Consider the following 19874-nt stretch of genomic DNA (forward strand, 5'->3'; position numbering starts at 1 on the left):
CACGGACGATAACGATACTATTCGAGACAGAGGGCACCTGATGGACAAAATTTGGCTGAAGTCGTATCCCCCCGGCGTACCCGCCGAGATCAATCCTGACCAGTACACCTCGCTTGTCCATTTGCTGGAGGAATCGTTCCAGAAGTACGCGCAGAACAACGCGTACGTTTGCATGGACAAGTTCCTGACCTACGCCGAACTCGACGCGTGTTCGAAGCGCCTGACCGCCTGGCTGCAAAGCCGCGGCATGGCCAAGGGCGCGCGCGTGGCGGTCATGATGCCGAACGTGCTGCAGTACCCGATCGCGATCGCTGCCATCCTGCGCGCCGGCTACACCGTCGTCAACGTCAATCCCCTCTACACCGCGCGCGAACTCGAGCACCAGCTGAAGGACTCGGGCAGCGAAGCGATCATCGTGCTGGAAAACTTTGCGCACACGGTCGAGCAGGTGCTGAAGAACACCGCGGTGCGCCATGTGGTCGTGGCCAGCATGGGCGAACTGCTCGGCGGCGCCAAGGGCATGCTGGTCAACTTCGTGGTCCGCAACGTCAAGAAGATGGTGCCGGACTTCGCGCTGCCGAACATGGTGCGCTTCAAGGATGCGCTGAGCCAGGGCGGCAAAATGCCGTTCACGGCGCCGACCCTCGGCTCGTCCGACATCGCCTTCCTCCAGTACACGGGCGGCACCACGGGCGTCTCGAAAGGTGCCACGCTGACCCACCGCAACGTGATCGCCAACGTGCTGCAGGCCGAAGCCTGGGCCGAACCGGCGAATTCGCAGCCGCCGCACGTCGAGTTCCCGACCATCGTCTGCGCACTGCCGCTGTACCACATCTTCGCGCTGACGGCCTGCGCCATGTGGGGCATGCGCGTCGGCGCCCTGAACATCCTGATCCCGAACCCGCGCGACATCCCGGGCTTCATCAAGGAACTGCAGAAGTACCAGATCACCACGCTACCGGCGGTAAACACGCTGTACAACGCGCTGGCCAACCATCCCGACTTCGCCAAGCTCGACTTCTCGCACCTGAAAACCGCGAACGGCGGCGGCATGGCCGTGCAGCAGGCGGTCAACGACAAGTTCAAGCAGGCAACCGGGAAGAGTATCATCGAGGGTTACGGTTTGTCGGAAACCTCGCCGGTCGCGACCTGCAACCGCGCGGACGAACAAGGCTTTACCGGCACGATCGGCCTGCCGGTGCCGTCGACCGACATCGCCATCCTGGATGACGACGGCAACCCGGTCCCGCTCGGCCAGACCGGCGAGATCGCGATCCGCGGCCCGCAGGTGATGGCCGGCTACTGGAACCGTCCGGACGAAACGGCCAAGGTCATGACGGCCGACGGCTTCTTCAAGTCGGGCGACGTCGGCATCATGGACGAACGCGGCTACGTAAAAATTGTCGATCGCAAGAAGGACATGATCCTGGTGTCGGGCTTCAACGTCTATCCGAACGAACTCGAAGGCGTGATCGCCGGCCATCCGGGCGTGCTCGAATGCGCGGTTGTCGGCGTGCCGGACGAGCACTCGGGCGAGGCCGTGAAAGTGTTCGTGGTGCGCCGCGACCCGAACCTGACGGAAACCGCGCTGATGGACTACTGCAAGCAGCAGTTCACCGGCTACAAGAAACCGAAGTACATCGAATTCCGCGACGAACTGCCGAAGACCAACGTCGGCAAGATCCTGCGGCGCGCGCTGCGCGACGAGCAGCCGCAAAAACAAAAGCAAGCAGCCTGACGCTTCATTATTGGAGCGTCTGGTTGGCAAAGCCGCCCGGCTGTTCGGGCGGCTTTGCATTTTTATCGGACAAAGAGTTTTAAAGAAGGCGAGGCATCAGATGGACAAGTTTTGGCTCAAGTCGTACCAGGGAGGCGTGCCGTCGGAGATCGACCCGACGCAGTACCGTTCACTCACCCATTTGCTGGAAGAGTCCTTCCGCAAGTACGCGAACCAGAACGCCTTTGCCTGCATGGACAAGACCCTGAGCTACGCCGACCTCGACCGCCTGTCGGCCGGAATGGCCGCCTGGTTCCAGAGCCGCGGCCTGCAGCCGGGCGCGCGCGTGGCGATCATGCTGCCGAACGTGCTGCAATACCCGGTGGCGATGGCGGCGGCCCTGCGCGGCGGCTACACCATCGTGAATGTGAATCCGCTGTACACCCCGCGCGAACTGCAGCACCAGCTGAAGGATTCCGGCGCCGAGGCCCTGGTGGTGCTGGAAAATTTTGCTCATACGGTCGAGCAGGTGATCGCCAACACCCCGGTCAAACACGTCATCGTCGGCACCATGGGAGATTTGCTGGGCGGCGTGAAGGGCGCCATCGTCAACTTCGTCGTCCGTAAAGTGAAAAAGATGGTCCCGGGCTGGTCGCTGCCGGGTGCGACCAGTTTCAAGAAGGTGCTGGCCGAAGGCGCGCGCCTGACGTTCAAGCCTGTCAAACTGGGCCACGACGACATCGCCTTCCTGCAGTACACGGGCGGCACCACGGGCGTCTCGAAGGGCGCCGTCCTGCTGCACAAGAACGTGCTGGCCAACGTGCTGCAGAACGAAGCCTGGTTCGGTCCTTCGCTGGGCGGCGCCCCGAGTGGCAAGCAGCTCGAATTCATGTGCGCGCTGCCGCTGTACCACATCTATGCGCTGACCGTCTGCGCCTTGCTCGGCATGCGCCTGGGCGGCATGAACGTGCTGATCCCGAATCCGCGCGACATGGACGGTTTTATCAGGGAACTGGGCAAGTACCGCATCAACGTGTTCCCGGCCGTGAACACCTTGTATAACGGCCTGGTCAACCAGCCGGCCTTTGCGAATCTCGATCACTCGAGTTACCTGGTCTGCCCGGGCGGCGGCATGGCGGTGCAGCAGGCGGTGGCCGACAAGTGGCTCAAGATCACCGGCACCCCGATCGTCGAAGGTTACGGCCTGTCCGAGACCTCGCCGGTGGTCACCGCCAACCGCTGCGACATCAGCGACTTTACGGGCACCATCGGCCTGCCGCTGCCGTCGACCGAGGTGCTGATCCTCGACGAAGCGGACAAGCCTGTCCCCTTCGGGCAGTCCGGAGAAATCGCCGTGCGCGGCCCGCAGGTGATGGCCGGCTACTGGAAGCGCGACGACGAGACGGCCAAGGTCATGACCGCCGAGGGCTTCCTGAAAACGGGCGACATCGGCATCATGGACGAACGCGGCTACACCCGCATCGTCGACCGCAAGAAGGACATGATCCTGGTCTCGGGTTTCAATGTTTACCCGAACGAAGTCGAGAACGTGGTCGCCTCGCATCCGGGCGTGCTGGAAGTGGCCTGCGTCGGCGTGCCCGATAAACACTCGGGCGAGGCGGTGAAGCTGTACGTGGTCAAGAAGGACCCGGCGCTGAGCGTCGAGACGCTGATGGAATTCTGCAAGGAAGAGCTGACCGGCTACAAGCGCCCGCGCCTGATCGAGTTCCGCGACACCCTGCCGAAGACCAATGTCGGCAAGATCCTGCGGCGCGAACTGCGCGACGAGAAGCAGAGCGCCTGACGCGTCGTAAAGGCCATGAGAAAGCCGGGAAGCCTGCGGGCCCCGGCTTTTTTTATTTCATCGCGGCGTTCAGTGCGTGCGCTGATTCGCCATCCGCTCCGCGCGCCGCTTCGCCACGTCGCCCAGCACGGCGTGCACATGGTCCAGGTTCGCCGGCTTGGTGAGGTGGGCGTCGAAGCCCGCGGCGGACGAGCGCTGGCGGTCCTCGGCCGCACCCCAGCCAGTCAGGGCGACCAGGGTCGCCTGGGCCATGCCGTCGAGCTGGCGCAGCGCCAGCGCCACTTCCAGGCCGCTCTGGTCGGGCAGGCCGATGTCGAGGAACACCGCGTCCGGACGCAGCGCACCGGCCTGCGCCAGCGCCGCCGCGCCGTCGTGGGCGAGCGTCACGGTGTGGCCGTGCATCTCGAGCACGGCGCCCATCATCTGCGCCGCATCGACGTTGTCGTCGACCACCAGGATGCTCAGGCCGGCCACCTGAGGCAGGGGCTGCGCAGGAAGCGGGGCGGCGTCCAGCGGCGCCTGCAGCGCGTCGAGCGGCAGGACCACGGTGAAGCGGCTGCCTTGTTTCAAGCCCGCGCTCTCGGCCAGCACGCGTCCGCCGTGCAGTTCGACCAGGCGCTTGACCAGGTTCAGGCCCACGCCCAGGCCGCCCTGCGCCATGCCGGCGTCGTCGTGCACCTGCGCGTACATGTCGAAAATGACGGGCAACATCTCGGGCGCGATGCCGATGCCGTTGTCGGTCACCGAGAGCACCACCTCGCCGCCGGCCAGCCGCGCCGCGACCTCGATCCGCCCGCCGCGCGGCGTGTACTTGGCCGCGTTGTTGACCAGGTTGCTCAGCACCTGGGCGATGCGGTGGCGGTCGAGATCGAGGACCACCGGCAGCTGCGGCAGTGCCAGCGAGAGCCGATGCTGGCCGGCCGTGACCAGGGGCGTGCTCATCTCGACCGCGTCCTTGACCACCTCGTCCAGGCGCACGTGGCTGCGCCGCAGTTCGACCTTGCCCTCGGACAGGCGCGCCATGTCGAGCAGGTCGTCGACCAGGTGCACCATGTGGTCGACCTGGCGCTTGATCATGTCCTGCACCTTGCCCGACTGCGCCGCCGACGGATTCACCCGCATCAGCTCCAGGCCGGTGCGGATCGGCGCCAGTGGATTGCGCAGTTCGTGCGCCAGCGTGAACAGGAACTCGCTCTGCATGCGGTTCTTCTTGGCCAGTTCGTGCGCCAGGCGCTGCAGTTCTTCCTCCGCCTCGGTGCGCGCGTGCACGTCGGTGACGGTGCCGACATAGCCGCTGAAGCGGCCGTCGTCGCCGAAGCGCGGCGTGCCGGCATCGATGAACCAGCGGTAGGTGCCGTCGTGGCGGCGCAGGCGGTAGTCGATCCGGAACGCCTCGCCTGCGGCGGCCGCGGACAGGAAGGTGTCGCGCGTGCGTTCCAGGTCGTCCGGATGGACGTTCTCGATCCAGCCGAGTCCCCGGTCCTGCTCCCAGCTGCGGCCCGTGTACTCGTACCAGCGGCGGCTCAGGTAAGTGCACAGGTGCTGTTCGTCGGTGGTCCACAGCATGACCGGGGCGACGTCGACCAGGGTATGGAAGTAGGACTCGCGCATGGCCGCCGTCTGCAGCTGCTGGCGCCGTTCGCGGCCCTGCTGCACCTGGCGCTGCACGCGCGCGAGCAGCTCGCCGGCCGCGAAGGGTTTCACCAGGTAGTCGTCGGCGCCGGCCTGCAGGCCTTCGACCTTGGCTTCCTCGCCGGCGCGCGCCGACAGCAGGATCACCGGCAGGTCGCGCAAGACCTCGCTCGCGCGAATGCGCGCGATCAGGCCGAAGCCGTCGAGCCTGGGCATCATCACGTCGCTCAGCAGCAGGTCGGGTGGATCGCGCAGCAGGCGCTCGAAGGCGGCTTCGCCGTCGGCGCAGACGGCCACCTCGGCATGCGGATCGAGCAGGGCCTTCAGGTAGGCGCGCATGTCGTTGTTGTCGTCGGCGATCAGGATGCGCGGCAGCGGCGCGGCCGGCAGCAGCAGGGTGGCGCCGGACAGGCGCGCGCTGGAGGGGGCCTGTTCGTCGGGCAGCCAGCGCAGCGCTTCCTCGACGAAGGCGGCGCCCATGCGCTGCGTCCCGGACGGCTCGGTTCCCGGCGCGTCCAGGAGCCTGTCCTCGGGCAGGTGCGCATGACCGAAAGGCAGGTCGACGTCGAAGCGCGTGCCTGCGCCCTCGACGCTGTGCACCTGGATGCTGCCGCCGTGCAGGCGCACCAGTTCCTGGATCAGCGCCAGGCCGATGCCGGTGCCTTCGTAGGTCCGTCCGGGCGTGCCCTCGATGCGGTGGAAGCGCTCGAACACGCGCGGCAGTTCGGCGCCCGGGATGCCGCTGCCGGTGTCGCGCACCGACAGGCGGGCCATGCCTTCATGCCGGCCCAGCGACACGGTGACGCTGCCGGCAAGCGTGAATTTAAAGGCGTTCGACAGCAGGTTGAACACGATTTTTTCCCACATGTCGCGGTCGACCCAGACCGGTTCGTTCAAGTCCTGCAGGTCGACCTCGTAGCGCAGGCCTCCCTTGGCCATGGCCGATTCGAACACGCTGGCGAGATCCGCCGTCAGGCGTGCGAGCTCGGTTGGCGCATAGGTCGCCTGCACCCGGCCGGCTTCGATGCGCGAAAAATCGAGCAGCGAGTTCACCAGCTTCAGGAGGCGCAGCGCGTTGCGGTGGGTGACGTCGATGCGCCGGCGCTGGACGGCGCCGAGCGGCTCGTCCAGGTCGGCCAGGGCATCGTCGAGCGGTCCCAGGATCAGCGTCAGCGGCGTGCGAAATTCGTGCGAGACATTCGAGAAGAAGGCGGTCTTGGCGCGGTCGATCTGCGCCAGTTCCTCGGCGCGGCGCTGCTCCTTTTCGTAAGCGACGACGTTGCCGACGGCCGTGTTCAGGGCCGCGCCCAGCAGGTCATAGAAGCCGAGATAGTCGGCATCGAGCGCACGCGCGGCGCTCACGCCGGCAACCGCAAAGCCAAATAATGCTTCCTGTCCGGGCAGGGCAATCGGAAGCACCAGCGCCGCATCGGGCGGCGCCTCGTACATCCCGCATGGCGTGCCGCCGAAACGCGGCGCCAGGCCACCGACCTGTTGCGCTTTGCCGATCTGCGCGGTGCGTGCGAAGGGCCAGCAGGCGTCGTCCAGGGCCAGGCGCTGCGGCGCCAGCAGCGGGTGTGCTTCCAGGCCGACGCCGCAGCGCAGGACGAGCTGACCGCTGTCGGCGTCGATCTGGTAGACCAGCAGGAAGGGCAGGTCGAGCGTCATGTGCGCGTGCTGGGCCACGATGCCGTGACCGATCTCGTCGAGCGTGCGGGCGTCGGCAATGTCGACGCTCAGGTCGCGCAGGGCCTTGGTGCGGCGTGCGTTCAGCACCGTCGGCGTCGATTCGGTAATCGGGTGGAAGATGCCGCCCACTTCGCCCGACTCGTCGCGGATCGGCGAAAACGAGAAGGTCATGAAAGCTTCCTCGAGGTAGCCGAGGCGGTCGAGGAACATGCGCTGGTCGCGGATGTAGGCGCCTTCGCCCTGGTGGGCGCGATCAAAAGCGTCGCCCACTACCGGCAGCGCGCTGGCCCAGATTTCCTTGAACGGCGCCCCCATCGCCTGCGGATGCAGGTCGCCGCAGATCGGGCGGTAGGCGTCGTTATAGATCTGGATGTCGTCGGGACCCCAGGCCACCAGGATCGGGAAGGTCGAGGACAGGCACAGGCTGACCGAAGTGCGCAGGCTCTGCGGCCAGCTTTCGAGGGGACCCAGGGGCGTCTTCGACCAATCCATCGAACGGATCAGGGCGCCCATCTCTCCGCCGCCCGCAAGCCAGCCAAGGTCGTCGTTCCCGGCAGCCGGGGAGGGGGGAAGCGAGGGCATTGTCATCGGACTGGGCTTACGAAATGATGAAAAAATAGCAGCACATTCTAAGCGAAATGGATGAAATTAAAGAAATTATCGAATTTAATTGTGTTGTTAGGCAGCCATACCGGCATCAGCCACGCTGCAGGCGCGGGCTGCGCGCCGCCGCGGTGAAGGCAGCCAGCTCCGACTGGCTTGACGCCGGATCGCGCACGTCGTCGAGCGCCATGAAGCGCGTGCGCGTCGCACTTGGCGTCACCTCCATCAGCATGTAGCCGCGCCGGTCGCTGCGCCCGTACAGCATGTGCGGATTGCGCCCAAGGTTTTCCGCGGTGCGCGCCTGCGGCCGCGAACTCGAGGTGACCGAGGTGCCGCACAGTTCCGCCGCGACGACCGGGTTCGCCTTCGACACCGGCCGCGAGAAATCGCGCCGCAGTTCGCTCGCATAGAAGGTGTGGACGTCGCCCGCCAGCACCAGCGGATTCCTGGCGCCGCTCTTCACCAAGGTATCGAGCAAACGCCGCCGCGCCAGCGGATAGCCGTCCCAGCCATCGGTCCAGAAGCGGCCGTCCTCGGGAGATTGAACGGGAACGCCGCTCGACTGCGCCATCGGCGTCTGCTGCGCCAGGATGTTCCAGTACGCGCGCGACGACTGCAGGCCCTGGGCCAGCCAGGCTTCCTGTTCGCCGCCCAGCATCGTGCGTGCGGGGTCGCGCAGCGCGTCGCAGGCGCGCGCCAGCACGACATTCGAGCCGCCGCGGCCCGGCTTCGAGCAGGGTAGTGGCGAACGGTACTGGCGGTCGTCGAGCACGTGGAAGCGCGCCAGGCGGCCCCAGTCATAGCGCTGGTACATGCGCATGCTCTTGAGGCGGCCATCGCGCGGCGGCGGCAGGCGCAGCGGCATGTGTTCGTAAAAGGCTTGATAGGCCGCGGCGCGGCGGGCGGCGAAATCCTCGGATAGACGCTCGTCGATGTCGCCGGCGTAGTCGTTGGCGACTTCATGGTCGTCCCAGGTCACGATCCAGGGCGCGGCCAGGTGCGCCGCCTGCAGGTCGCGGTCGCTTTTGTATTGCGCATAGCGCGCGCGGTACTGGGCCAGCGTGAAGGATTCGTCGCTGCGCACCGCGCGCGGCGGATGCTGCAGGCGATACGGGCCCCATTCATAGATGTAGTCGCCGAGGAAGGCGACCAGGTCGGGTGCTGCGGCGGCAATGTGGCGGTGCGCCGCGTAGTGGCCGAATTCCCAGTGCTGGCAGGAGGCGACCGCCAGCTTCAATCGCGACGGCAGGGCGCCGGGTGCGGGCGCCGTACGCGTGCGCCCGACCGGGCTGACCGCGTCGCCCAGCATGAAGCGGTACCAGTACCAACGGTCCGGCTGCAGCCCCTTCGCGTCGACATGTACGCTGTGGGCGAGCTCGGGGGAGGCGACCGCGCTGCCGCGCGCTGCAATCTTCCTGAACGCTTCGTCCTCGGCCACTTCCCAACGCACATTCAGGGCCAGCGGCGGCACCGATGCGGCGTTCAGGGGATCGGACAGGATGCGGGTCCAGAGGATGACCGCATCGGGAAGGGGAGAACCGGAGGCGACGCCGAGGGAGAAAGGATAAGCGGGACTGGCAGCAGCTGCACCGGAAGGTACGGCGACTGCGGCCGTCAGGCGCGCCGCGTCAAGTAGGAAGCTGCGGCGCGTGTTCAATTAGGGATGCGAGATCAGCGACTCGATCGGCGGCAGCTGGCGCGGCTTGCGGTCCGGGCCAGTGGCGACATAGGTCAGGGTCGCCTCGGTGACCTTGACGATGTTCGACTGCAGGCGGTTGCGCTCGGCGTAGACCTCGACGTAGACCGTGATCGAGGTATTGCCGACCTTGACGATGTCGGCGTAGAAGGAGAGCAGGTCGCCGACGAACACCGGGTTCTTGAACAGGAAGGAGTTCACGGCAATGGTGGCGACGCGGCCGTTGGCGCGGCGGGTGGCCGGCAGCGAGCCGGCGATGTCGACTTGCGCCATGATCCAGCCGCCGAAGACGTCGCCGTAGACGTTCGCGTCCGGCGGGCCCGGCATCACACGCAGCTGCGGCATTTTCCCCTCCGGCAGACGGTTGGTGTGGACAGGGGCGGTGTTTTCGGGCGTCGTCATCTTGAAATCTCGTGAAAAGCTACAATCGTCCCGAATTGAACCATAAATCCCGGACCCCTGCCATGCGACGCTCCTCCCCCAGTTCCCTCCCGCCCGCGCCGAACGCGACAGGCCGCCAGCGCAGCGACTGGGCCACCCTGAAAACCCTGTTCCCCTACCTCTGGGTCTACAAATGGCGCGTGATCGCCGCGCTCGGCGCGCTGATCGGCGCGAAGATGGCCAACGTCGGCGTGCCGCTGGTGCTGAAACAACTGATCGACCAGCTCGCCATCGATCCCGCCCACCCGCAGGCCCTGCTGGTCCTGCCGCTGGGCGCGCTGGTCGCCTATGGCCTGCTGCGCTTGTCGACCACCGTGTTTACGGAACTGCGCGAATTCCTGTTCGCGCGCGTGACCCAGCGCGCGGTGCGCACGATTGCCTTAAAGGTGTTCCGGCACCTGCACGCGCTGTCGCTGCGCTTTCACCTGAACCGCCAGACCGGCGGCATGACGCGCGACATCGAACGCGGCACGCGCGGCGTGAACTCGCTGATCTCGTACTCGCTCTTCAACGTGCTGCCGACCCTGGTCGAGATCACGCTGGTGCTGGGCTACCTGGTCATCCATTACGACAAGTGGTTTTCCATTATTACGGCCGCGGCGCTGGCTACTTACATCACCTTCACCGTGCTCGTCACCGAATGGCGCACCCATTTCCGGCGCACGATGAACGAGCTCGACTCGAAAGCCAATACCAAGGCGATCGATTCCCTGCTCAACTACGAGACCGTCAAATACTTCGGCAATGAAGACTACGAAGCAAAACGCTACGACCAGGGCCTGCAGCACTACGAGAACGCCGCGGTGCGCTCGCAGACCTCCCTGTCGGTACTGAACACCGGCCAGTCGCTGATCATCGCGACAGCCGTGACGCTGATCCTGTGGCGCGCGACCGAGGGCGTGATTGCCGGGACCATGTCGCTGGGCGACCTGGTGCTGGTGAACTCCTTCATGATCCAGCTGTACATCCCGCTGAATTTTTTAGGCGTGATCTACCGCGAGATCAAGCAGGCGCTGGCCGACATGGAGAGGCTGTTCGGCCTGCTCGACCAGAACCGCGAAGTGGCCGATTCGCCGGACGCGCAGCCGCTGGTGACGCAGGGCGCGCGCGTCGAATTCTCCCACGTGGAATTCAGCTATGAGACCAAGCGCCAGATCCTGTTCGACGTCGACTTCGCGATTCCGGCCGGGACCACCACGGCCGTCGTCGGCCACAGTGGTTCCGGCAAGTCGACCCTCTCTCGCCTGCTGTTCCGTTTCTATGACGTGAACAAGGGCGCGATCAGCATCGACGGCCAGGACATCCGCCAGGTCACGCAAGCCTCGCTGCGCGCGGCGATCGGTATCGTGCCGCAGGATACGGTGCTGTTCAACGACACCATCGAATACAACATTGCCTACGGCCGCCCGGGCGCGAGTCGCGAAGACATCGTCGCCGCCGCGCGCGCGGCCTCGATCCACGATTTTATTGAAAGCCTGCCGGACGGGTACGCGACCATGGTCGGCGAGCGGGGATTAAAACTGTCGGGCGGAGAAAAGCAGCGGGTGGCAATCGCGCGCACCTTGCTGAAAAATCCGGCGATCCTGATTTTCGACGAGGCGACGTCGGCGCTCGATTCGAAGTCGGAGCAGGCAATCCAGGCGCAGCTGAAGGAGATTGCGCGCAACCGCACGACGCTGGTGATCGCGCACAGGTTGTCGACGATCGCGGATGCGCAGCAGATCATCGTGCTCGATCATGGCAAGATCGTCGAACGCGGCACGCACCAGAGCTTGCTGGCGGCGCGTGGCCTGTATGCGCAGATGTGGGAGCGGCAGCTGGCGCGGCCGGATGAGGAGTTGGCGAGTCCGCCGCTGGAGTTGCAGGGGGAATGATGTTGGGCGCTGTTGCGTAAGGCGCCAGCGGTTCGCACGGTCCCCGCGGGCATGCCCGCCCTACGGTACGCTTCTACCCGTGGCGGTGGTGCACCGTAGGGCGGGCATGCCCGCGGATTCAATCCACCATTAACGTTAAACGCGCCAGCGCCACCAACACATCAATACGTCCAGAACATCTTCTGGATATCGCGCGTATTGGTCGTCTTGGTCAAGGCCAGCATCAGCAGGATGCGCGCCTTCTGCGGCGACAGGTTATCGCCCACCACGAAGTCCAGCTCATCGTCGTTCGCCTCGCCGTTGCGCGCCACGATGCCCTGGCCGACGCGGCTCGAGCGCACGATGAGCACGCCCTTCTTGCGCGCGGCGGAGAGCGCCGGACGCACCTTCGCCGGCAGCGAACCGTCGCCCACGCCCGCATGCACCAGCCCCTTGGCTCCGGACGCCACCAGCGCATCGATCGCGACCGGGCCCACGTTCGCATGGGCGTAGGCGACTTCCACCTGCGGCAGCACGGACAGGTTCATGACGTCGAACTCGGTGTCGACCGTATGCTTGCGCGTCGTGGCGCGGTAGAAGAAGGGCTTGCCGCCGACGATGTAGCCGAGCATGCCCAGTTCCGTCGTCTTGAAGGTGTCGAGCGAGGTGGTATTCGTCTTGCTGACATCGCGCGCGCCGTTGATCTGGTCGTTCAGGACGACCAGCACGCCGCGTCCGACCGCATCTTGCGAGCCCGCCAGCAGCACGGCGTTGTAGAGATTGGCCGGGCCGTCGGCCGACATGGCGGTCGAAGGACGCATCGAGCCGACCAGCACCACCGGCTTTTTACTCTTGACGACCAGGTTCAGGAAATACGCCGTCTCTTCCAGCGTGTCGGTGCCGTGGGTGATGACGATGCCGTCGACATTCGATTGCGCCAGCAGGGTGTTGACGCGCTTGGCCAAGGTCAGCCAGTGCTCGTTGCCCATGTTCTCGCTGGCGATCTGGAACACCTGCTCGCCGCTGACGTTGGCGATTTTCGTCATCTCGGGCACGGCCTGGATCAGCGCCTGCACGCCGACGGTGGCGGCCGTGTAGCCGACCGTGGTGGTACTGGTCGCGCCGGTGCCGGCGATGGTCCCGCCGGTGGCGAGGATGGTCACGTTCGGCAGTTTTACCGAAGCGGTTTGCGCCTGCGCGGCCAGCGCAAGGCAGAACAGGAAGCCGAACAGCGCGGCGGCCGAGCGGGCGGTTTGACGGAACAACATGGTACTTCTCCTTTAAAACTTACGGCTTCTTGTAAACGACGCCGTCCTTCATCACAAATTTCACGTTCTCGAGCAGCTTGACGTCGCGCAGCGGATCGCCGTCGACGGCGACGATGTCGGCCGCGAAGCCCGGCGCCACGAGCCCCAAGCGCTGCGACTGGTCGAGCAGGGTAGCCGCGTGGATGGTCGCGGCGCGGATCGCCTCGATCGGCGCCATGCCCGCTTCGACCATGTAGCCGAACTCCTTCGCGTTCTCCCCGTGCGGGAACACGCCGGCATCGGTGCCGAAGGCGATCTTGACGCCGGCCTTGTGGGCGCGCGCAAAGGTTGCCTGCAGCTGCGGGCCGATGGCGGCCGCCTTCGGGCGCACCAGCGCGGAATAATACGAGGGGTCTTTCGCCTTGTCGGCAACATAGCGGCCGGCCGAAATCGTCGGCACGTACCAGTGGCCGGTCTTCTTGAAGAGGGCGATGGTCTCGTCGTCCATCAGCGTGCCGTGCTCGATCGAATCGACGCCGGCGCGCAGGGCGCGCTTCATGCCCTCGGCGCCGTGCGCATGGGCGGCGACGCGAAAGCCATAGTCCTTCGCGGTGCTGACGATGGCGCGCAGCTCGTCCTCGGTGTACTGCGAGTTCTGGCCATTCGCCGCCTGGCTCAGCACGCCGCCGGTGGCGGTGATCTTGATCAGGTCCGCGCCTTCCTTGTAGCGGGCGCGCACCGCTTGCCGGCCCTGTTCGGGACTGTCGATCACGCCTTCGCTCGGCCCCGGCGTGCCGATGGCCTCGCCCAGGAAGTGCGACAGGTTGTTGGTCGGGTCGGCGTGGCCGCCGGTGGTGGCGATCGATTTCCCGGCCGTGAACATGCGCGGGCCGGGAATCGACCCGGCGGCGATCGCGCGCTTGAGCGACACGTTCAGGGCCTGCTCGGCGCCGAGGTCGCGCACAGTGGTAAAGCCGGCCAGCAGGGTGCGCTCGGCATACTTGACGGAGCGGTAGGCCATGTCGGCCGGATCGGCGGTCAGGCGGTCGCGGTAGGCGTCGACGGCCGGCTGGGTCTCGCTGGTGAGATGCACGTGCATGTCGATCAGGCCCGGCAGGCAGGAGCGGTTCGACAGGTCGATGTGGTCCGCGCCTTGCTTCATCGGCTCCACCGAGGTGACGACGCCGTTCTCGATCACGATGCTGACGCGTTCGCGCCAGGTGCCGCTTTTCACGTCGAGCAGGCGGCCGCAATCGACCGTCTGGGGGGCGCCATGGGCGCTATTCAAAGCAAGCAGCATCGCTGCCGCGGCCAGTTGTTTCATGCGTGTCTCCCGTCTTCTTATATGAAAAAAAGGCCTTCCATCGCTGGAAGGCCTTGTCCGTGTCCCGTTGCGATCAGCGCAGCGGCGAGGTGGCGACGTCCTTGTGCGGCACCGGCTCTTCGAGGTCGCCTTCCCACTTCGCGACCACCGCGGTGGCGATGCCGTTGCCGATCACGTTGGTGGCCGAGCGCGCCATGTCGAGGAAGTGGTCGATGCCCAGCAGGAGCAGCAGACCCGCTTCCGGGATGTTGAACTGGGCCAGCGTGGCGGCGATCACGACCAGCGAGGCGCGCGGCACGCCGGCCATGCCCTTCGAGGTCAGCATCAGCACCAGCATCATCATGATCTGGGTCGACATCGGCAAGTCGATGCCGTAGGCCTGGGCGATGAAGACTGCGGCGAAGGTGCAGTACATCATCGAGCCGTCCAGGTTGAACGAGTAACCGATCGGCAGCACGAAGGCGGCCAGGCGATTCTTGACGCCGAACTTTTCCAGGCCTTCCAGGGTTTTCGGGAAGGCCGCTTCCGACGAGGCGGTAGAGAAGGCCAGCAGGGTCGGTTCCTTCAGCAGGCCGATCAGGCGCAACACGCGCGGGCCGAGGAAGGCCATGCCGATCAGGATCAGGATTACCCACAGCAGGATGATGCCGAGGTAGAACTCGGCCATGAAGATGCCGTAGGTTTGCAGCACGCCCAGGCCGCTCTTGGCGACGATGCCGGCCACCGCCGCGAAGACGGCGATCGGCGCGAAGTTCATCACGTAGCCGGTCACTTTCAGCATGATGTGGGCGACGCCGTCGACCGCGTCGATCAGGGGCGTGGCGCGCGCGCCGACGGCGGCGGCGGCGGTGCCGAAGAAGATCGAGAACACGACGATCTGCAGGATCTCGTTCTTGGCCATGCCGTCGACGATGGACGAAGGCACCAGGTGGGTGATGAATTCCTTCAGGGTCAGGCCCGAGGTGACGATGCCCGAGGAGGTGCCGACGGCCGGCAGGTGGCCCGAGACCGCCATCGCGTCGCCCGGGCGGAACAGGTTCACCAGGATCAGGCCCAGCGACAGGGAAATCACGGAAGCGATGATGAACCAGCCCAGCGCCTTGACGCCGATGCGGCCGACTTCCTTGGCGTCGCCCATCTTGGCGATGCCGACCACCAGGGTCGAGAAGACCAGGGGCGCGATGATCATCTTAATCAGGCGCAGGAACAGCGTCGTCACCAGCGACATCGTGTCGGCGAAGCCGGTCGGATTGGCGGTATTCGCATTGACGAAGTAGCCGACGATGACCCCGAGTACGAGGCCAATCAGGATATAAGTGGTGAGACGGTTTCGATTGTTCATAAACTGCTTCCTGTGTCAGCCTGCGCGTTTAGCCCGGCATGCAGGATGGGTCCTGGGCGTGCCGGGGCGGTTCAAGATCTAGGTGGTTCTGCGTGCGAACGAGGACTCGTTCTGACTATATTGGCAAGTTCCGCAGTATCCTAGGGGCTGTTAGTGCTGTCAAGCACGCTCAGAAATGTCGCGCGAATGGTGAACGGATGATCGAAATCGAGAAGGTCAACAAGTGGTATGGCGACTTCCAGGTGCTCGCCGACTGCAGCACGCGGGTGGCGCGCGGCGACGTCGTGGTGGTCTGCGGACCCTCGGGTTCCGGCAAGTCGACCCTGATCAAGACCGTCAACGGCCTGGAGCCGGTGCAGCAGGGCGCGATTCGGGTCGACGGCATCACGGTGACCGACCGCAAGACCGACCTGCCCAAGCTGCGCGCGAAGATCGGGATGGTATTCCAGAACTTCGAACTGTTTCCGCACCTGTCGGTGCGCGAGAACCTGACGCTGGCGCAGATAAAAGTGCTGGGGCGCGCGAAAGGAGAAGCGATCGAGCGCGGCCTGCACTATCTGGACCGGGTCGGCCTGCTGGCGCACCAGGACAAGTTCCCGAGCCAGCTGTCGGGCGGCCAGCAGCAGCGGGTGGCCATCGCGCGCGCACTGTCGATGGACCCGGTGGCCATGCTGTTCGACGAGCCGACTTCCGCGCTCGACCCGGAAATGATCGGCGAAGTGCTGGACGTGATGGTGAACCTGGCCCAGGACGGCATGACGATGATGGTCGTCACCCACGAAATGGGCTTTGCACGCAAGGTGGCGGACCGGATCGTGTTCATGGACCAGGGGCGCATCGTCGAGGATACGCCGGCGGACGCGTTTTTCAGCGCCCCGCGCTCGGAGCGCGCGCGGGAGTTCCTGGCCAAGATCATCCACTGACCGGGATGGGCGCCCCTCCTACAAATAATCATCCTCGTGCTGATGCCGCACCGCCAGGATCGTCACCGTACTGTGGTCGTCGATCTGGAACAGTGCTACATATCCGGCACCACCGAACGGGATGAGCAGTTCGCGCAGGAAGGGATTGTTCTGGTCAGCCTTCCTGCACGTGAACGAAAAGTCCTTTAACAGCTCCGACCCTTTTGCGATCGTGTCGCGTGCCCGCCTGGCAGATTGAAGGCTGTGCTGTAGTTGATACGCGTACAACTCACGCAAATCTTCCCGCGCCGCCCTCGTATAGCGGACTTTGAACGTCATTCCTTGGCCTTGGTCGCATCCTCGAGCATCACGTCCAGTTCGCGCAGGACGTCGTCAGCATCGACATATTCACCTGTGCGTTCTGCTTCCGCGGCCGATGCCAAACCGCGTGCAATGAATTCCTGCTGAGCCTGACGACGCTGGATGTTCTGGCGCAGCGATTGTTCGACGAAGCCCGACAAGGTTTCGCCGTCCTGAAGCACGCTTTCCGCTGCGATGCGCAGCTCCGGCTTGACGCGCAGCGAGGGAATCGTTGACGTTTTCATGTGAACTCCAATAATGCATTGCAATTGCGATGCAGCCTCCCATATTCTGGAGGCAGGTGCAAGCGCGCTCTACATCCTCTATACAGGTAAAATGACGCCGTCCCGCAATCCGAGAGCCCGCCATGTCCCCCATCGAGACCCCCAATTCCATCACCATCACCCGTCCAGACGACTGGCACGTGCACCTGCGCGACGGCGCCGGGCTGGCCAGCGTGGTATCGCACACGGCGCGCCAGTTCGCGCGTGCGATCGTGATGCCGAACCTGAAGCCGCCAGTCACGACCGCCGCTGCCGCGCAGGCCTACCGCGAGCGCATCCTGGCCGCGCTCCCAAGCGGCATGCCCTTCGAGCCGCTGATGACGCTCTACCTGACGGACAACACCGATCCGGACGAGATCCGCCGCGCCCAGGACACGGGTTTCATTCACGCGGTGAAGCTGTATCCGGCCGGCGCGACCACCAATTCGGATGCCGGCGTGACCGATCTGAAGAAGTGCTACAAGGTGCTGGAAGTGATGCAGGAAGTCGGCATGCCGCTGCTGGTGCATGGCGAAGTCACCGACCATGACATCGACCTGTTCGACCGCGAGGCCGTCTTCATCGAGCGCGTGATGCGTCCGCTGCGCCGCGACCTGCCGGCCTTGGCCGTCGTCTTCGAGCACATCACGACCAAGGATGCGGCCCAGTACGTGGCCGAGGCCGAAGGCCCGATCGCCGCAACCATCACCGCGCACCACCTGCTCTACAACCGCAACGAAATCTTCCGCGGCGGGATTCGTCCGCACTATTACTGCCTGCCGGTCCTGAAGCGCGAAGAACACCGCCTGGCGCTGGTGACGGCCGCCACCAGCGGCGACGAGCGCTTCTTCCTCGGTACCGACTCGGCCCCGCACGCCGTCGGCGCGAAAGAGTCGAGCTGCGGCTGCGCCGGTTGCTACACGGCCCTGCATGCGATGGAGCTGTACACGCAAGCCTTCGCCGACGCCGGCGCGCTGGATAAACTCGAAGCCTTCGCCAGCCTGAACGGCCCGGCCTTCTACGGCCTGCCGGTCAACGAAGGCACGATCACCCTGACGCGCGAGTCGTGGACCCTGCCGGCCACCGTGCCCTTCGGCGAGAACGCGCTGGTGCCGCTGAACGCGGGCGAGCGCATCGACTGGAAGATGCTGTAAGTGTCGTCCGAATTTGCGCAGATCGACTGGTCGCGGCCGTGGTATGAGGCCGTGCGCCCGGCCTACGAGGCTCTCGGCCTGGAAGGCACGGATTTCGCCGGCGCCTTCAACCGCCAGGCCGCGCAGCTGGCGCTGCGCAACCACCGCGATCTGCCCATCACCTTCGTCCCGCAGGAATCGCTGCCCGAAGGGATGGCGTATGAAGAATTCATCAGCGCCACGGGCAATGTGCCGACGCGCGAGAACCTGCACGACTTCTTCAATGGCCTCGTGTGGCAAACCTTCCCGGCGATCAAGCGCGAGCTGAACGCCTTGCAGGCGGCCCAGATTGAGGCGTTCGGGGGCAGTAAAGCCCGCGGTCCGGCGCGCGATGCCGCCACCATTTTTGACGAGAACGCGGCGTTGCTGATCGTGCGTGCCTCCAGCGCGGGACGTGAACTGGTCGACGAGCTGCGCGCCCACTGCTGGGACGCGGCACTGTTCGAAAAGCGCGCCATGTTCGGCCCCGACGCCCAGCTGTGGCTGTTCGGGCACGCCTTGATGGAAAAGCTGGTGGCGCCGCGCAAGGCGATCACGGCGCACGTGCGCGTCGTGTTCGCCCCCGATGACTATTTCGGCTTCGATGCGCACGCCCAGCGCGCCTGGATCGACGACACGGTGGCGCAGACGCTGCGCGCCGAGGGCCTGAGCACTTCCGGCTTCACGCCGCTGCCGGTGCTCGGCGTGCCGGGCTGGTGGCCGGGACAGGACCAGGCCTTTTACCTGGATACGGGCGTCTTCCGGCCCAAGCGGGCGAGTTGAGGAGAGTGGCCATGGACAAGCCGGTTCGTTGGGGCATACTCGGCACGGGCAAGATCGCGCGCGCCTTCGCTACCGCGCTGCAGGACGTGCCCGATGCCGTGCTGGCCGGCGTCGCCTCGCGCAGCCGGGACAAGGCCGAAGCCTTCGCCGCCGAATTCCACGCGGGCGCGGCCTATGGCTCCTACGAGGCGCTCGCGCAAGCCGACGGCATCGACCTGGTCTACGTCGCCACGCCCCACCCCCAGCATGTGAGTAATGCGCTGCTGGCGCTGCGCGCCGGTAAGGGCGTGCTGGTCGAAAAGCCCTTCACCATGAATGCGAACGAAGCCGAACAGCTGGTCGCGGCAGCGCGCGCCAATGGCCTGTTCCTGATGGAGGCGATGTGGACGCGCTTCATGCCCGCGCTGGCGGAAGTGAAACGCCTGATCGCGGCCGGCGAGATCGGCAGCGTCCAGCAGGTCGTGGCCGACTTCGGCTTTACGGCCAGCTTCGGTCCCGAACACCGCGTCTTCAATCCGAAGCTGGGCGGCGGCGCGCTGCTCGACCTCGGCATCTACCCGCTCTCGATCGCGGCCAGCCTGCTCGGTCCGGTGCTTGAAGTCAAAGCGCAGGCCCAACTGGGCCCGACCGGTGTCGACGTCCAGACCGGCTTCACGATGAAGCACGCAAGCGGCGCCATGTCGGCCTGCAGCTGCTCCTTCCTGGCGCGCACGCCGGGCGAGCTGACGGTTTCCGGTTCGCGCGGCCACATCCGCATGAACACCATGTTCCACCGCGCCCGCTCGATCACGGTGGCGCTCGATGATGGCAGCACGCGCACGATCGCCACGCCCTATCTCGGCAATGGCTACGTGCACGAAGTGATCGAAGCCCAGCGCTGCTGGCGCGCAGGACTGATCGAAAGCCCCGGTATGACGCATGAGGAGACCCTGGCCTTGATGCGCGTGATGGACGAGATCCGGCGCCAGATCGGGCTGCGCTACGACGCCGACGACGCGTCTTGAAGAAGCAACGCCGCTCGGCGTATGCATGTTGACAACATATCG

Annotated in this window: 15 protein-coding genes; 7 read left to right on the plus strand and 8 right to left on the minus strand. The window is 65.5% G+C overall.

Annotated elements, in window-relative coordinates:
- Positions 1–40: 40 nt before the first annotated feature.
- Together C2862_RS19350 and C2862_RS19355 are read left to right on the plus strand one after the other, a co-directional pair.
- A complete protein-coding gene (locus C2862_RS19350; RefSeq protein ID WP_136221778.1) occupies positions 41–1738 on the plus strand; it encodes a long-chain-fatty-acid--CoA ligase in 1698 nt (565 codons plus the stop codon).
- Positions 1739–1838: 100 nt separating this feature from the next.
- Positions 1839–3521, plus strand: a complete 1683-nt coding sequence (locus C2862_RS19355) for a long-chain-fatty-acid--CoA ligase (RefSeq protein WP_136221779.1) — start codon at positions 1839–1841, stop codon at positions 3519–3521.
- Positions 3522–3590: 69 nt separating this feature from the next.
- On the opposite strand, the gene C2862_RS19360 is transcribed toward C2862_RS19355, so the two are convergent.
- The 3 genes from C2862_RS19360 to C2862_RS19370 form a co-directional block, all read right to left on the minus strand.
- Positions 3591–7424, minus strand: coding sequence for an ATP-binding protein (locus C2862_RS19360; protein ID WP_210736071.1), 3834 nt, complete (start codon positions 7422–7424; stop codon positions 3591–3593).
- A 115-nt stretch (positions 7425–7539) separates the two neighbouring features.
- Positions 7540–9102: an alkaline phosphatase gene (locus tag C2862_RS19365; RefSeq protein ID WP_136221781.1), complete on the minus strand. Its 1563-nt coding sequence runs from the start codon at positions 9100–9102 to the stop codon at positions 7540–7542.
- Positions 9103–9543, minus strand: a complete 441-nt coding sequence (locus C2862_RS19370; RefSeq protein ID WP_136221782.1) for an acyl-CoA thioesterase — start codon at positions 9541–9543, stop codon at positions 9103–9105.
- 62 nt (positions 9544–9605) lie between these two features.
- Between C2862_RS19370 and C2862_RS19375 the strand changes: the two genes are divergently transcribed.
- Complete coding sequence (locus tag C2862_RS19375) at positions 9606–11456, plus strand: ABC transporter ATP-binding protein/permease (protein ID WP_136221783.1); 1851 nt, start codon at positions 9606–9608, stop codon at positions 11454–11456.
- A 161-nt stretch (positions 11457–11617) separates the two neighbouring features.
- Here C2862_RS19375 and C2862_RS19380 read toward each other — a convergent pair whose 3' ends face one another.
- From C2862_RS19380 to C2862_RS19390, 3 genes are all read right to left on the minus strand, one after another.
- Positions 11618–12703, minus strand: coding sequence for a type II asparaginase (locus C2862_RS19380; RefSeq protein WP_136221784.1), 1086 nt, complete (start codon positions 12701–12703; stop codon positions 11618–11620).
- A 19-nt stretch (positions 12704–12722) separates the two neighbouring features.
- On the minus strand, positions 12723–14006 hold the full coding sequence (locus C2862_RS19385; RefSeq protein ID WP_136221785.1) for an amidohydrolase family protein: 1284 nt from the start codon (positions 14004–14006) through the stop codon (positions 12723–12725).
- 73 nt (positions 14007–14079) lie between these two features.
- On the minus strand, positions 14080–15348 hold the full coding sequence (locus tag C2862_RS19390; RefSeq protein ID WP_136221786.1) for a dicarboxylate/amino acid:cation symporter: 1269 nt from the start codon (positions 15346–15348) through the stop codon (positions 14080–14082).
- 197 nt (positions 15349–15545) lie between these two features.
- Between C2862_RS19390 and C2862_RS19395 the strand changes: the two genes are divergently transcribed.
- On the plus strand, positions 15546–16271 hold the full coding sequence (locus C2862_RS19395) for an amino acid ABC transporter ATP-binding protein (protein WP_136221787.1): 726 nt from the start codon (positions 15546–15548) through the stop codon (positions 16269–16271).
- Positions 16272–16289: 18 nt separating this feature from the next.
- Here C2862_RS19395 and C2862_RS19400 read toward each other — a convergent pair whose 3' ends face one another.
- Both C2862_RS19400 and C2862_RS19405 read right to left on the minus strand, forming a co-directional pair.
- Positions 16290–16589, minus strand: a complete 300-nt coding sequence (locus C2862_RS19400) for a type II toxin-antitoxin system RelE/ParE family toxin (protein WP_136221788.1) — start codon at positions 16587–16589, stop codon at positions 16290–16292.
- Entirely contained in the window at positions 16586–16855 is a 270-nt protein-coding gene (locus C2862_RS19405; protein WP_136221789.1) for a YlcI/YnfO family protein, read from the minus strand. The genes C2862_RS19400 and C2862_RS19405 overlap by 4 nt, the downstream gene beginning before the upstream one ends.
- A gap of 122 nt (positions 16856–16977) precedes the next feature.
- Here C2862_RS19405 and pyrC point away from each other — a divergent pair, with 122 nt between their 5' ends.
- The 3 genes from pyrC to C2862_RS19420 are packed head-to-tail and all read left to right on the plus strand — an operon-like array spanning position 16978 to position 19832.
- The gene (pyrC, locus tag C2862_RS19410; RefSeq protein WP_136221790.1) at positions 16978–18027 is read left to right on the plus strand and encodes a dihydroorotase; all 1050 of its coding nucleotides are present in this window, start codon (positions 16978–16980) and stop codon (positions 18025–18027) included.
- Positions 18028–18828 (plus strand): DUF3025 domain-containing protein, encoded by an 801-nt coding sequence (locus C2862_RS19415; protein WP_136221791.1) that lies wholly within the window; start codon positions 18028–18030, stop codon positions 18826–18828.
- Between the two features lie 11 nt (positions 18829–18839).
- On the plus strand, positions 18840–19832 hold the full coding sequence (locus C2862_RS19420; RefSeq protein WP_136221792.1) for a Gfo/Idh/MocA family protein: 993 nt from the start codon (positions 18840–18842) through the stop codon (positions 19830–19832).
- Positions 19833–19874: the final 42 nt, after the last annotated feature.

It is taken from the genome of Massilia sp. Mn16-1_5 (genome assembly GCF_004798585.1).
In the GTDB taxonomy this organism is placed as follows: Bacteria; Pseudomonadota; Gammaproteobacteria; order Burkholderiales; family Burkholderiaceae_D; genus Telluria.

Bases quoted from the DNA above. Each gene is read 5' to 3' on its own strand.
- C2862_RS19360 (WP_210736071.1), bottom strand. From the start codon at position 7,424: ATGCCCTCGCTTCCCCCCTCCCCGGCTGCCGGGAACGACGACCTTGGC.
- C2862_RS19370 (WP_136221782.1), bottom strand. From the start codon at position 9,543: ATGACGACGCCCGAAAACACCGCCCCTGTCCACACCAACCGTCTGCCG.
- C2862_RS19350 (WP_136221778.1), top strand. From the start codon at position 41: ATGGACAAAATTTGGCTGAAGTCGTATCCCCCCGGCGTACCCGCCGAG.
- pyrC (WP_136221790.1), top strand. From the start codon at position 16,978: ATGTCCCCCATCGAGACCCCCAATTCCATCACCATCACCCGTCCAGAC.
- C2862_RS19385 (WP_136221785.1), bottom strand. From the start codon at position 14,006: ATGAAACAACTGGCCGCGGCAGCGATGCTGCTTGCTTTGAATAGCGCC.
- C2862_RS19375 (WP_136221783.1), top strand. From the start codon at position 9,606: ATGCGACGCTCCTCCCCCAGTTCCCTCCCGCCCGCGCCGAACGCGACA.
- C2862_RS19400 (WP_136221788.1), bottom strand. From the start codon at position 16,589: ATGACGTTCAAAGTCCGCTATACGAGGGCGGCGCGGGAAGATTTGCGT.
- C2862_RS19390 (WP_136221786.1), bottom strand. From the start codon at position 15,348: ATGAACAATCGAAACCGTCTCACCACTTATATCCTGATTGGCCTCGTA.
- C2862_RS19420 (WP_136221792.1), top strand. From the start codon at position 18,840: ATGGACAAGCCGGTTCGTTGGGGCATACTCGGCACGGGCAAGATCGCG.
- C2862_RS19395 (WP_136221787.1), top strand. From the start codon at position 15,546: ATGATCGAAATCGAGAAGGTCAACAAGTGGTATGGCGACTTCCAGGTG.
- C2862_RS19355 (WP_136221779.1), top strand. From the start codon at position 1,839: ATGGACAAGTTTTGGCTCAAGTCGTACCAGGGAGGCGTGCCGTCGGAG.
- C2862_RS19380 (WP_136221784.1), bottom strand. From the start codon at position 12,703: ATGTTGTTCCGTCAAACCGCCCGCTCGGCCGCCGCGCTGTTCGGCTTC.
- C2862_RS19405 (WP_136221789.1), bottom strand. From the start codon at position 16,855: ATGAAAACGTCAACGATTCCCTCGCTGCGCGTCAAGCCGGAGCTGCGC.